Source organism: Paenibacillus sp. FSL R5-0923 (genome assembly GCF_038009145.1).
In the GTDB taxonomy this organism is placed as follows: Bacteria; Bacillota; Bacilli; order Paenibacillales; family Paenibacillaceae; genus Paenibacillus_AQ.
On sequence record NZ_JBBPAT010000001.1, the window covers coordinates 553,169 to 567,241 of the forward strand.

At 45.5% G+C, this 14,073-nt stretch carries 10 protein-coding genes and 1 other RNA gene; 1 reads left to right on the forward strand and 10 read right to left on the reverse strand.

Features of this window, described 5'->3' with window-relative positions; all coding sequences use genetic code 11:
- Window positions 1-110 precede the first annotated feature (110 nt).
- Together MKX35_RS02390 and MKX35_RS02395 are read right to left on the reverse strand one after the other, a co-directional pair.
- On the reverse strand, window positions 111-1,364 hold the full coding sequence (locus tag MKX35_RS02390; RefSeq protein ID WP_076299965.1) for a mechanosensitive ion channel family protein: 1,254 nt from the start codon (window positions 1,362-1,364) through the stop codon (window positions 111-113).
- A gap of 87 nt (window positions 1,365-1,451) precedes the next feature.
- On the reverse strand, window positions 1,452-2,309 hold the full coding sequence (locus MKX35_RS02395; protein WP_076299966.1) for a LysR family transcriptional regulator: 858 nt from the start codon (window positions 2,307-2,309) through the stop codon (window positions 1,452-1,454).
- A gap of 128 nt (window positions 2,310-2,437) precedes the next feature.
- Between MKX35_RS02395 and MKX35_RS02400 the strand changes: the two genes are divergently transcribed.
- Entirely contained in the window at window positions 2,438-3,427 is a 990-nt protein-coding gene (locus MKX35_RS02400; RefSeq protein WP_076299967.1) for a zinc-binding dehydrogenase, read from the forward strand.
- A 140-nt stretch (window positions 3,428-3,567) separates the two neighbouring features.
- Here the strand turns inward: MKX35_RS02400 and MKX35_RS02405 are convergent, their stop codons facing one another.
- The 8 genes from MKX35_RS02405 to eno form a co-directional block, all read right to left on the reverse strand.
- Window positions 3,568-4,884 carry a BaiN/RdsA family NAD(P)/FAD-dependent oxidoreductase gene (locus tag MKX35_RS02405; RefSeq protein WP_042184042.1) on the reverse strand — a complete coding sequence of 439 codons (1,317 nt, stop codon included), beginning with the start codon at window positions 4,882-4,884 and terminating at the stop codon, window positions 3,568-3,570.
- 31 nt (window positions 4,885-4,915) lie between these two features.
- A complete protein-coding gene (locus tag MKX35_RS02410) occupies window positions 4,916-6,223 on the reverse strand; it encodes an aminoacetone oxidase family FAD-binding enzyme (RefSeq protein ID WP_081382950.1) in 1,308 nt (435 codons plus the stop codon).
- A gap of 535 nt (window positions 6,224-6,758) precedes the next feature.
- On the reverse strand, window positions 6,759-7,124 hold the full coding sequence (locus tag MKX35_RS02415; protein WP_042184038.1) for a hypothetical protein: 366 nt from the start codon (window positions 7,122-7,124) through the stop codon (window positions 6,759-6,761).
- 228 nt (window positions 7,125-7,352) lie between these two features.
- Window positions 7,353-7,717: a transfer-messenger RNA gene (gene ssrA / locus MKX35_RS02420) on the reverse strand.
- 198 nt (window positions 7,718-7,915) lie between these two features.
- A complete protein-coding gene (smpB, locus tag MKX35_RS02425) occupies window positions 7,916-8,395 on the reverse strand; it encodes an SsrA-binding protein SmpB (RefSeq protein WP_042123338.1) in 480 nt (159 codons plus the stop codon).
- A gap of 732 nt (window positions 8,396-9,127) precedes the next feature.
- The gene (gene rnr / locus MKX35_RS02430; RefSeq protein ID WP_076299994.1) at window positions 9,128-11,995 is read right to left on the reverse strand and encodes a ribonuclease R; all 2,868 of its coding nucleotides are present in this window, start codon (window positions 11,993-11,995) and stop codon (window positions 9,128-9,130) included.
- A 346-nt stretch (window positions 11,996-12,341) separates the two neighbouring features.
- Window positions 12,342-12,575: a preprotein translocase subunit SecG gene (gene secG, locus MKX35_RS02435; RefSeq protein ID WP_042123332.1), complete on the reverse strand. Its 234-nt coding sequence runs from the start codon at window positions 12,573-12,575 to the stop codon at window positions 12,342-12,344.
- A 210-nt stretch (window positions 12,576-12,785) separates the two neighbouring features.
- Window positions 12,786-14,072, reverse strand: coding sequence for a phosphopyruvate hydratase (gene eno, locus MKX35_RS02440; RefSeq protein WP_042123330.1), 1,287 nt, complete (start codon window positions 14,070-14,072; stop codon window positions 12,786-12,788).
- Between the last annotated feature and the right edge of the window lies 1 nt (window position 14,073).

Consider the following 14,073-nt stretch of genomic DNA (forward strand, 5'->3'; position numbering starts at 1 on the left):
CGCACGTTTTATGATCCTTTCCAAAATGAAAAAAACGTAAAAAAGCGACCACGATGGTCGCTTTTTTACTGATATTAAGAAATGCCTTCTCCTGCAAATCATTCTTATCTTCAGTATCCAGACGAATACTCTTTGCTTTCTTTTAAGCGAGCAATATCATGGCCCGTCGGGTTTTGGAAGACACGAAGCCCAAATATCGGTACAACTGCAAAAATGTGATCAAAGATATCAGCTTGAACCGATTCATACACCACCCAGTTAGTATCATTGCTAAACGCGTAGATTTCTAAGGGCAGTCCATTATCCTCTGGTGCTAGCTGTCTGACGATCAGCGTCATATCCTTATGAATTTTAGGATGATTCCTCAGATATTCATGGATATATTCTCTGAATACACCAACATTCGTGAGATGTCTTCCATTTACTTTACTCTCCGTATTGATTTGATGTTCGATATTATAAATGCTAATTTCATTTAATCTTGCCCTTATAAAATCGGACAGGTAGTGAATCTTCTGGAATTCCTCCATCATTTCTTTTGTACAAAAACATATGCTGCTTGTATCGATATGAACGCTTCGTTTAATCCTTCTGCCTCCAGAAACTTGCATGCCCCTCCAGTTTTTGAACGAATCTGAAATAAGGGCGTAGCTAGGAATCATGGTGATTGTTTTATCGAAATTCATAACCTTTACCGTATTCAATGTAATGTCAATTACATCACCATCCGCATTATATTTAGGCATTTCGATCCAGTCACCTACACGAACCATATCATTAGATGATAATTGAACACCTGCCACCAAACCCAATATAGAATCTTTGAAAATCAGCATAAAAACAGCTGATAATGCACCTAACCCACTAAGTATAATCAGTGGATTCTGACCAATGAGGTTAGAGATCACCACAATAACACCAATGATAAATAGAATAATCTTTGCAACCTGAATGTACCCCTTGATCGGCCTAATCTTGGAGACCTCGAATGAGCGATAAATAGCATCAATGGCATTAAGTAGTGCATTAAACACCGTGATAGTTACGATAATCATATAAGTTAAGGCGGATTTTTCAATAAAGGCCTGATATAGCGGAAAGATAGACGCAGAATAATAGATGATGAAGGCTGGCGCGAGATGCGACAGCTTGTGAAACACTTTTTTCTCCAAAACGATATTATCCCATGCATACCGATCCTTACTAATGAAATGAATAATTATCTTCAGCACGATTTTTTTGGCTATTAAATTGGCCAGTACAGAGAGTAGTGCTATAAATAAGACCATGATTATATTCGAAAGATAACCTGTCATTTGTTCGTTTACACCGTATCCTGCTAGTTGATCTTTTATAAAATTCATCATTTCCTCCTGCTGCGTGTTACTTAAATTGTTTGATGAAATGGTCTAGCACTAACATTCGACGTATCGATCGTTGCGGGTGAACTATTATTGCCTAGTTTCAACTAATTGTATTAACCTGGTTAACGCGCTTGAGTAAATTGTGTCATGTCTATGCACAAACCATACCTGCAAATCTCGATACTCTTCAGGCAAACGGTGGGAAGTGATTATGCCCTGTTCTTCCGCCTTGGCAATCGATGACTGTGGCAGCATAGACACACCAAGTCCAGAGGAAACGCCATCTAGAATAACTGCTAATGTGCCAAATTCCATAATCTGATAAGTGGTCAGGCCAGTGCCTCTCAGAAAACTCTCTGCTTTTGCCCGATGCGTACATCCAACGTCAAAGAACAACATCGGTTTCATAAGTAGCTCATACATTCCGTTTTGTCCCGGCTCAGAGATCAACACCAACTCCTCTTCAAAGGCCGCGATATGTTCTATATCTGGCTCATCAACAGGACCATAGACGAACGCTCCATCAAGCTCGTAATCCAACACCTTTTGTAAGAGCGCATGTGTCACACCCGTAGTGAGCGATAAATTAACATCCGGATATCGTGATTGATACTCGGCCAATAAAGGAGTCAGATGAATGACTGCTGTCGCTTCAATGGACCCTATCCGAAGAGGCCCTGCAGGATGGTCCGAGTATTGTGTTGTTTTCACAGCCTCGTCCATCAGAGTCAGTATTTTATCCGCATATCCCAGTAAATTCTCGCCAGCCAAAGTTAGCGTCATTCCTCGATTGGATCTCCGAAAAAGGGGTGTTTTCAACTGAGCCTCAAGATACTGAATTCGAGTCGTCACATTAGACTGTACATAGTTCAACATTTGCGCAGCCTTGGTTATGCTCCCCTCTCGAGCCACAGCCTGAAATATTCTTAAATCTCCGCTTTCCATTTCTATGTCACCTGCTTGGTATGATCATTTATGATACTCACAATCGGTTTTGTTCATTTTACTGTATGATTCCCACTCTGTACAATTCAATATAGATTCATTGAAATACGAATTACTGGAGGATTAGGATGAAAGCAATCGTACATGCTGGGATGAACGGCTTGAAGAGCCTGACATATGAAGACGTTGTTGATAAACAGCCAGGCTTCGGTGAAGTAAAAGTAAGGCTGAAAACCGCAGGGTTAAATCATCGAGACTTATTTCTCATAGCGGATCGAAAAAATGAGGATGCTCCCCTGATTATGGGCTCTGATGGGGCGGGTATAATTGAAGCGGTAGGTGAAGGCATAACATCACTTACAGTAGGTACCGATGTAATCATTAATCCGTGTATCGGATGGGAAATCACCCACGATGTCCCGAACGTTCCGGCCATAGTGGGCGGCCCTTCAGATGGTACATTTGCCGAGTCTATCGTCATCCCTGCGCAAAATGCCATCAGCAAGCCAGCTTATTTGTCTTGGGAAGAAGCGGGCGTGTTGCCCTTATCTGCCTTGACAGCCTATCGGGCTTTGTTTACGAGAGGCCGCTTACAGCAAGATGAACATATCCTTATTCCGGGTATTGGTGGCGGTGTGGCTACTTATGCCATGCTTATGGCTTCAGCAGCGGGTGCAAGAGTCAGTGTCACATCACGAAGTGAAACAAAAAGGCAAGTTGCTCTTGCACATGGGGCAGATCATGCCTTTGACAGTCATAGTGATTGGAAGGAAAGTATGAAAGGAGAAACAGTGGATCTCATCCTGGATAGTATCGGGCCAGCGACGTTCCAACAGTACTTTGATATCATTAAGCCAAATGGCCGGATCGTTACGTTTGGAGCAAGCTCAGGAGATCGAATGGAAATAGCAGCACGATCCATATTTTACCCCCAAATCAGTATCATCGGCACCTCAATGGGAAGCAGTGAGGAGTTTGTTGCGATGCTTCAATTTATGGAACTCCACTCGATACGCCCTATCATTGATAGTGTGTATCCTTTACAAGACACCCTTCAAGCCTTTCAGCGAATGCAACAGGGGGAGCAGTCTGGGAATATTGGAATAAGAATTGATTGAAAAAAGACACCTCACAAGGTGTCTTTTATTTACTCTATATGGAACCGAGGCGTGGCACAGTAAATCCATTAGCCGCCCTGTGTTCAATGCATGCAAGTATTCCACCGCAACATGCCAAGAGTCAGCAACCATCTATCCTTTTACGTGGCGCTAACACGTCGTTTAGCAAGCGCCATCGCGGCAGCATAGCCGGAGCTCCAGGCCCATTGCAGGTTATAGCCGCCGCAATCTCCATCGACATCCATCACTTCACCTGCCAAATACAGCCCAGGGACTAACTTAGATTCTAACGTTCCTTCGATTAGCTCCGTCGTATCGATGCCACCGGCTGTTGTTTGTGCATTCGTGAAGCTATTGGTATCGGTCACTTTAAATTCCCAACGTTTCAAGATTCGATAAAATATTTTCTTGGTTTTCCATGATAAATCCATACAAAGCAAGTGCGGCTGTTGATCAATTCCAGCCTCCTTCAGCAGAACTGGAATCAGTTTCTTGCTGACGATGCCCACAAAAGAATCGGCAACCGTCCGGTGTCCGAAGATCCCCCAGTGGATCTCCAGAAAATCAATTAACTCTTCCTCCGTGCGCTCCGGCATTAAATCAACCGACAATGTCACCGATTCTCCTATTCCGAGATTATACGCAGCCTTTCTGCTGAGCTGAAGTATGGGCGGGCCCGAGATACCATAGTCCGTAAAAAGAATCTCACCAGACTCAGTGCGGATGACTTCATTGTTTACGATAACATGGGCCTCTCCCTCAAATTTGATGCCCGATAGTTCCTTCAAATACGGATAATCCAGCTTCAATTGTACAATGCCTGGCACCGGGTTGATCAGGGTGTGCCCCAGACGTTGGACAAGCGTATAACCGGAGCCGTCCGTTCCCGTTTTGGGAGCGGTAAGGCCGCCTGCACATAGAAAAAGATAGTCGCTAGTATACACAACCTGTTCCTCTGTCTCCGTCTGGCAGGTTATCGCGAACCGCGGATGTCCCGCCGAAACGGTAACATCCAACACTTTATGTTTATAATATACGGGAACATTCCGATCCTCCAGCGCCAGCTTAAATACACCCGGCACCGAAGCCGCCTGCAGCGACATCGGATACATCCGGCCATTCTCCAAGCTTACAAAAGGAAGCCCGAGCGAGGAGAAAAATTCGATCGTTTGGCGGACACCGAATTGCCGCAATACATGTATTGGGAATCCTTCCTGATTACTGTGATACTTGCGTGATAAAGCGGCCGCTTCATCCGTACCGGTGGCGGTGGATTGGTTCGTAATGTTGCAACGCCCGTTACCCGTCGTTATTATTTTCTTCCCAAGCCGGTCATTGCTTTCAATAATTGCTGTATCAATACCTTGATCCCTCGCTGTAACTGCAGCCATTAGACCTGCAGCACCCCCACCGATAATGAACAGCTCGTGGTGCTTAGAAGTCTGATCCTTATACATGTTAATTGATGCATCCCTTTTCCTAATAAATTTATTGAATTGACTTAGCTAGCGCCATCGCGGCCACATATCCGGAACTCCAGGCCCATTGCAGGTTATAGCCGCCGAAATCTCCGTCGACATCCATCACTTCGCCAGCCAAATACAGCCCAGGCACCAGCTTGGATTCCAGCGTTCCTTCGATGAGTTCCGACGTATCAATGCCGCCGGCTGTCACTTGCGCATTCGTAAAGCCATTGGTATCCGTCACTTTAAATTCCCAACGCTTCAAGATTCGATAAAATTTCCCCTTGGTTTTCATCGATAGATCCTGGCAAAGCAGCTCTGGCTGTTGATCTAAGCCAGTCTCTTTTAGTAGGACAGAAACAAGCTTCTTATTGAAGATGCCAACAAGGCAATCCGCCACAGTCCGGTGTCCAAAGGTCTCCCAGAGCCTTTCTAAAAACTCAACTAACTCTTCCTCCGTGCGGCCCGGCATCAGATCAACCGACAATGTTACCTGTTCTCCTCTTGCAAGATGATACGCAGCCTTCCTGCTTAGCTGAAGAATTGGCGGGCCGGTAATACCATAATCCGTGAAGGCAATTTCACCCTGTTCACTGCAGATGACTTTACCGTTCACAATGATATGGGCTTGTCCCTGAGATTTGATAGTGGACAGTGCCCTCATATTCGGATATTGCAGCTTCAATTGCACAATGGCCGGCAAAGGCTCAATCAGGGTGTGCCCCAGACGTTCGGCAAGTGTATACCCAGGAGGTTCTTTTCCCGCATTTGGACCGGCAAGGCCACCCGCAGATAGAAGTAGATAGTCGCTAGTATAAACAACCTCTTCCTCTGTCTCCGTTTGGCATTTTATCTTGAAGCGCGGATGATTCTTCGAAACAGTAACATCCAACACTTTGTTATTGAGGTATACCGGAACATTCCGATCCTCCAGCGCAAGCTGGAAAATATCCAGCACCGCTGCTGCCTGCAGCGACATTGGATACATCAAGCCCTCCTTCAATCTTGTAAGCGGAAGCCCGAGAAAGGAGAAAAAATCTATGGTCTGACGGATGCCAAATTGCTGCAATACCGCAAGTGGAAATCCGGCCTGATTACTGTGATACTTGTGCGATAAAGCAATTGCTTCATCCGTACCCGTTGCAGTCGATTCATTTGTAATGTTGCAGCGGCCATCACCTGTCATTAATATCTTCTTTCCAATCCGGTCGTTACCTTCCAGAATGGCAGTATCGATACCCATATCACGCGCAGTAACGGCGGCCATTAGTCCGGCAGCACCTGCGCCGATAATAAACAGCTTGTGGTGCATAGAAGTCTGATTCTCATACATGGTTGGTCAATGCATCCTTTATCCAATTTTTCTAAAAGCACAGAGTCACTTTATTAAATTATAGCATAAGTATACTGGTTTTCATTTATATCTCCCTATTAACTCTTCCTATCTTATGTTTGCCTTTTTTATCCCTATATAGAACCTTAAATTTTTCTTCACGCCTTCTTCACTGCAATCTTTAATTCCACATACGAAAGTACTGGATCTAGCAAGATACTCATTTTTTTGAACCGCCACGTATAGTCCAGATCATACTCTGAAAATATGAAAAAAGACACCCTTCATGGTGTCTTCAATAATACTCCATATGGAGCCGAGGGGAGGCGAACCCCTGTCCGAGGATAACGGCACATAAGCTTTCAAATTATAGAATCGTATAAAAATTACTTATCTATGGTTAAAAAAGGAGACTGATCATAGGAATAACTCCTTAGTATAGTGATGCAATTATATAAGTTAATACGCAGAAAGTACCTTTGACGCTACAGATGATGGCTGGATTCGGCTGGATTCTTTTAATTTTTAGAAGTTGCTAATTCCCTGCAGAATCAAGATACGTTTCAGCTTCTTCTATCGATTCGTACAAGTTTGCAATATCTTTAAACATACGATGCATTTGCGTTTTGTAGAACGAGGTAGGCGCAACATACACCCATTTGTGTTTTGTAGAGATTCCAGCTTTTACAGCATCTTCACTAGTTGGAGCAAGAATTGCCAACACTTCTTGCTTAAATACCAGGCCACCAGTAATTACAGTCATACCTGTAAACCCTCGCTTAGTTTTCTTCAGTACTTTCGGAAATTGTTCCGCGTACGCAAGGGCATCCTCAACATCCATACCGTCCGATGTTACAATAATTCTGTTTTTGTTTTTAACATAATCAATAGTAAAACTCATGATAGTAATTCCTCCGAATGTTTTTGTTTTTGGATGCTTAATACTATAATTTTATATCAGTTCGGGCTCTTATAGATATTAATAACTTCAAAGTGAATGATCTAATTTTAGATGTAGACAACATGTCTACAATAATGAACACATTTAGTTCCCACAACTTCTTGTCTACATTCGGTCTACAATCCAACCACTAAACAGCAAAAAACCCGCTATTTTAGCGGGTTTTTCTTATGGAGCCGAGGGGAGTCGAACCCCTGTCCGAAGATAACGGCACATAAGCTTCTACGAGTGTAGTCACAGTTTTGATGTCACCCGAGTATCGCCCCGTAACCGGCTATACGTTGGGTCAGCCTGATTATCTTCTTCCGTTGACCCCAGGCGGAGACCAGACGGCGTATCCCACTACTTGTTAGCCCCTATCCCTGTCACATGGGCGATGCAGGGTAGAAGCACGCGCGCAGTTTCTTAGGCTGCGAAAGCGTAGTTGTTTTGTTGTTTGCCGTTTAATAGGCTTTAGCGTTGATGAAGCGGACGCGTCCCCACTACTCGCTACTCATGCTCGAACTACCCCCGTCGAATCCAAGAACGGCCCCTCATTAAAAAGGGCGCTTCGGATCAAGCGGATCTTCCAAGCAAGAGAGATCCTATCCACAGCTTCTTCTTCAAGAAGTCTGTAACGAAGCAATAATCTTACTTACTCAGTATATCACATTTATCAATACTTTAACACGTAGGTTAAAGGAATTGAAGGTGGAAACTGGTACTCATTTGAATCGTACATTCATCCTAGATTATCTGGCGATCTTTTGCTTTTCACGCAATACACGCTGGATATCACGCTGAGCATCACGCTTAGCAGCAGAGTCACGTTTATCGTACTCTTTCTTACCTTTACCAAGACCAATTAACAGCTTCGCGTAGCCATTTCGCACATAAACCTTGAGTGGCACAATCGTAAATCCATCTCGCTTGGACAAGCCCAGCAGTTTATGAATTTGCTCCTTGTGCATCAGCAATTTACGAGTACGCGTCGGGTCAGTAGGGTTAGCACGATTACCTTGTTCAAAAGGGCTGATATGCATGTTGTGAATGTGAATCTCACCGTTACGGATCGTAGCAAAAGCATCTCCAATATTAGCGCGGCCATTACGCAGCGACTTGATTTCTGTACCTGTCAGCACCAAGCCAGCTTCATAAGTATCCTCGATAAAATAATCATGGGAAGCTTTTTTGTTCTGGGCAAGTACTTTCCCGTCTGCTTTTTTACCCATGAGAATCACTCCTTGAATCATATTCATAAGTTAAAGTAACCATGTCTCTCTAATCTTAAACGACATAGTCATCGAACGTCTGATCTATATTGTAACAAATGGAATCGATTGTGCGCAAGGAAGGATCAGGTATTCCTTTCCCAGCCATTTTGACAACTAGTTGTCAGTAAGTTTACCCAATAGTTAACTTTAATTACATTTTTTATAAAAAAGGTGTTCATGTTTCTATATTCACTCATTCCAGTCAACTCATACCCTTTTCTATTCACTCTCTCCCTCCGACGCTACGCTAAAGCTAGATAAATGCACTTTATACATCTATTTAATATATTTAGACGCTCGATGGTTGTTTAGTTGTACTTTCTGCAGTTAATAACTCAAAATCATGCGGTTTTGAAGATACTGATCAGATTTAGATGTACAAAGTGCAATTAACCTCAATCTCTACTGAATCGCCGGAATTTCAACTGCACATTATGCAATTAAAAAATAAGCATCGTGATAGCACTGGTTACTTTGCTTCAACTCAAGTGTCATAGTTACAAAACGACGCTGTCACATAGCTTCTTCTGATTATTACTCAACAAACTTGCGGCAACCAATAGTCTCGGTCAGAAACGAGAATTTCACACTTGAGCAGCGAAAAAGAATTAAAAAAGCACCGCCCCCAATCAAGGGAGCGGTGCTTTATCTTTCGTCATAGAGCTACGAAACGTAGCCCAATAACGTTATTTATTTCTTCTTTCTCTTACGAGGAGCTCCGTCTGGTGCGTTACCTGTAGTGTCGCTACGTTTAGAAGCGGCTTGTTCCGACGTCTGAACGTTGCCCGGTGTCACGGATTGACCGATGAACACACCGCTTTTGTTCTTCTTTTTCCGGCGACCTTTACCTGTTGGAGCGCCGCTACGGCCTTCTCCACCGCCAAAGTTACCGCCGCGGTCCTCACGGCTACGGAACTTCGTGCTGCCGTCCAGGCCGCGGACTTCGCCGCCGGAAGAGTCAGACGCAGGAGCGCCGTATCCGCCTTTGCCGGAACCAAAGCCAAAGCTGATGCCGCGTCCACCACCGGCACCGCCGTTGTCACCGCCGCGGCCTCGCCCGCCGCTGCGCTCACGTGGCGCGCCTGCGTTGCCGGCTTCGCCCCCGCGCTCTGCGCCGGTGCTTCCGCCCGGCGCCGCAACTACCCGGCTCGCATCCTCGCCGGAATCACGCCCGCGCTTCCGCTTTCCGCGTCCGCCCGGTGCTCCAACACCGGCCGCTTCGCCGGCGCGCACACCAGCGCCCGGCTTGCCCTTGCCCGCACCTACAGCAGCGCCGGGCTTGCCTTTACCGCCGCGGCCCTTACTGCCCGCGCCGCCTTTACCCCCGGCTGGCGTCTTGAAGCCGCCGCTACCTGGACGGCCGCCTTTGCCACCGCGGCTGCCTCCAAAACCACCGCCGCGATGCTCACCTGGCGCGCGTGGTTTCATGTCGACCAACTCGAAATCGATCGTGTGGTCATCCATGTTTACCTTGGCGACTCGAATTTTCACCTCGTCGCCAATACGGAACACCCGTGATGTGCGCTCGCCGATGAGCGCCATATGGGCCTCGTCAAAGTGATAATAATCGTCGCTCATAGCGCTGAGACGAATAAGGCCTTCGACGGTATTGTCCAGCTCGATGAACATTCCGAAGCTGGTCACACTGCTGACCATTGCCTCGAATTCCTCGCCTACTTTATCCTGCATGTATTCAGCTTTCTTCAGCTGCTCTGTATCGCGTTCTGCTTCTACCGCTACACGCTCACGCTCCGAGGACTGCTGAGCAATGTCAGGCATCCTGCCGGCCAAATAATCATGTCGTTTCTGGCTCAGCGCCCCTCCATTCTCAATCACTTCACGCATTACGCGGTGAATGACCAGATCGGGGTAACGGCGAATCGGCGAAGTGAAGTGGGAATAGTATTCCGCAGCCAGTCCGAAATGGCCTGTGCTCTCCGCATCATATTTCGCCTGCTTCATGGAACGCAACATCATTGTGCTAATAACGGTCTGTTCTTTAGTCCCTTGGATTTGCTCCAACAGATCCTGCAAAGCACGTGGATGAACTGAATTGCCACGTCCCTTCACGTGATATCCGAAATTAGCCGCAAAAGCCATAAAATTCTGCAGCTTCTCTGGATCTGGATCTTCGTGAATCCGGTAAAGGAACGGAACCTTCAACCAGTGAAAATGCTCCGCGACTGTTTCATTCGCCGCGAGCATAAATTCCTCGATAATCTGCTCAGCTACAGAACGCTCACGCTTCACAATATCTACAGCCTTGCCGTTCTCATCTACGATGATTTTGCTCTCTTCAAAGTCAAAATCAACCGCGCCCCGCCGCATCCGCGCATCACGCAGCTTCATCGCCAATTCTTTCATGAGACGAAAATCATCAATTAATGGACTATAGCGCTCCAGCAATTCTGGATCTTCATCCTCCAAAATTTTGCGAACATTGGAATAAGTCATTCTTTCCTTGGTGCGAATCACACTTGTAAAGACATCGTGCTTCACGACCTTCATGTGTTCGTTAAATTCCATCTCGCAGGACATCGTTAAGCGGTCGACCTGTGGATTCAAACTACAAATCCCGTTAGACAAACGGTGAGGCAGCATCGGAATCACCCGATCCACCAAGTACACACTACAGCCCCGATCATAGGCTTCTTTATCGAGCTCAGAGCTCTCACGTACGTAATAACCTACATCCGCAATATGCACGCCTAGCTTGTAATGTCCGTTCTCCAGTCGCTGAACATTAACCGCATCATCCAGGTCCTTAGCATCCTCACCATCAATCGTGACAATGTTTAGTCCGCGCAAATCGCGACGTCCCTGCTCAGCAATTTCCTCTTCTGTGATTGAATCCGGAGCGTTGTCCGCTTCGTTCATCACTTCAGCCGGAAAGGCCTCTGGCAGCTGATGCTTACGGATAATAGATAGAATATCGACTCCTGGATCATCCTTATGTCCGAGGATCTCAATAATTTCACCCTCTGCCGCTGATCGGCCTTCTGGATAATTCACGATACGTACAACGACCTTTTGACCGTCTACCGCCCCCATGAAGGATTGCTTCGGAATAAAAATATCGCGATTAATCCGTTTATCATCAGGCAGCACAAAGCCATAGGTCTCCAGATTTTGAAATACGCCAACCGTCTGCAATACTCCCCGTTTTACAATGCGCTCAACTTCGCCTTCCATACGTCCGCCGGACGGACTTTTAGAGGTAATACGGATAAGGACGATGTCACCATTCATAGCTCCCTTAAGATCATTCGCATGGATATATACGTCAGGATGATCACGATCATCCGGGATAAGAAAAGCGAAGCCTTTCGCATGAGCCTGTAACCGGCCTCGCAGTAAATCCATTCGTTCCGGCACGCCATAACGTGCATTACGAGTTAATACAATTCTTCCGTCCTGCTCTAATTCAATTAGTAGTTCCTCGAACTTTTTAAACCCTGTGCTATCTTCTAGAGCAAAATGGCTCACCAGCTCTTCATAAGTCATTGGTTTATATGCAGTTTCCCGCATGAAATCGAGTAATATTTCTTGTGTTATCATGTTCGTCACCCCAGCCCTCCGCGGCTCCAAGCCGCTGGCAAATATGTATGTCTTGTCCTGCTCTGTAGTAATGCCAAGTAAAATTTACCTTTACCTACTTCATACCCTAGTATACACGAAATCAATCCTGCGCATCCCTGTTACTGTCATCCAAAGGTAAACGCAGTACGAAATTTCATTCACATCGAAGGAGAAAGTTTATTTATTAAGGCTTTACCGTATCGAATCTTATTCTTTCTGCTATGCAAAGAAAAGCACCTGCAGGTGCTTTATCCCCTTTTTATTATAACAAAAAAGCCTTCGCTCCATTCCATTCAGAACAGAGCGAGGGCTTACTGTAGGTACTTCAGTCAATGAAAACAGCAGCTAGAATCGCCATAATGAAGAATCCTGCAGCAAGTCCAACTGTTACACGTTGTAGTACGAGTTCCATACCACGAGCTTTTGTTTTACCAAAGAGATGCTCAGCACCACCGGAGATGGCACCGGAAAGACCCGCGCTTTTCCCCTTTTGCAGAAGAACGACCGCAATAAGACCGACGGAAAAAATCAGGAGCACAACTTTCAAAAAGATATCCATTCACTTCCACCTCCTACGCCTAAGCATCACTATCTATGGTAATTGAGGTTATCACGATACATAAACAGTATTCTTATTTTATCATAGCAGTGCCGGTAATACAACCGCCTAGACTGTTAAGTCGTAGCTTTTCTTGAAAGATTAGGATAAACATATATTAAAAAAAGACCCGCCATATGGCGGGTCTTCGTACTCTGCTATAAAAGCAGATTATCTTTTAAGGTTGTAGAAAGATTTCAGGCCGTTGTATTGAGCCAATTCACCCAACTCGTCTTCGATGCGAAGCAATTGGTTGTATTTAGCAACACGGTCTGTACGGGAAGGAGCACCTGTTTTGATTTGACCAGCGTTAGTCGCAACAGCGATGTCAGCGATTGTGCTATCTTCGGATTCACCGGAACGGTGAGAGATAACTGCTGTGTAACCAGCACGTTTAGCCATTTCGATAGCATCGAAAGTTTCAGTCAATGTACCAATTTGGTTAACTTTAACCAAGATGGAGTTACCGATACCTTTTTCGATACCTGTTGCAAGACGCTCAGTGTTTGTAACGAACAAGTCGTCACCAACCAATTGAACTTTGTCTCCCAATTTTTCAGTAAGCAATTTCCAACCATCCCAGTCGTCTTCGGACATACCGTCTTCGATTGTGATGATAGGATATTTTTCAACCCATGAAGCAAGAAGGTCAACATACTCAGCGGAAGTGTAAGATTTACCTTCGCCAGCAAGGGTGTATTTACCGTCTTTGTAGAACTCAGTGGAAGCAACGTCCATACCCAAGAATACGTCAACACCTGGTTTGTAACCAGCTTTTTCAATAGCTTCGATGATTGTAGTGATTGCTTCTTCATTCGAACCAAGGTTCGGTGCGAAACCACCTTCGTCACCAACAGCTGTGTTCAGGCCTTTGGATTGAAGTACGGATTTCAAGTTGTGGAAGATTTCAGCACCTGTACGAAGAGCTTCTTTGAAGCTTGGAGCTCCTACAGGAAGAACCATGAACTCTTGAACGTCGATGTTGTTGTCCGCATGCTCACCACCATTGATGATGTTCATCATTGGTACTGGAAGAGTTTTAGCGTTGAATCCGCCTAGGTATACGTACAAAGGAATATCCAATGCTGCTGCAGCTGCGCGAGCTACGGCCATCGATACAGCTAGGATTGCGTTAGCGCCCAATTTACCTTTGTTATGAGTTCCGTCCAAAGTGATCATCAATTTGTCGATGCCCACTTGGTCAAGAGCGTCCATACCAATAACTTCTGGAGCGATGATTTCATTTACGTTCTCAACAGCTTTCAGAACGCCTTTACCCATGTAACGGGATTTGTCGCCATCACGAAGCTCTACAGCTTCATGAGCGCCAGTGGAAGCGCCGGAAGGAACGATAGCGCGACCTTTAGCACCGGATTCAAGATAAACGTCAACCTCAACAGTAGGGTTACCACGGGAGTCAAGGACTTCGCGAGCATAAACATCAGAAATAATAGTCATT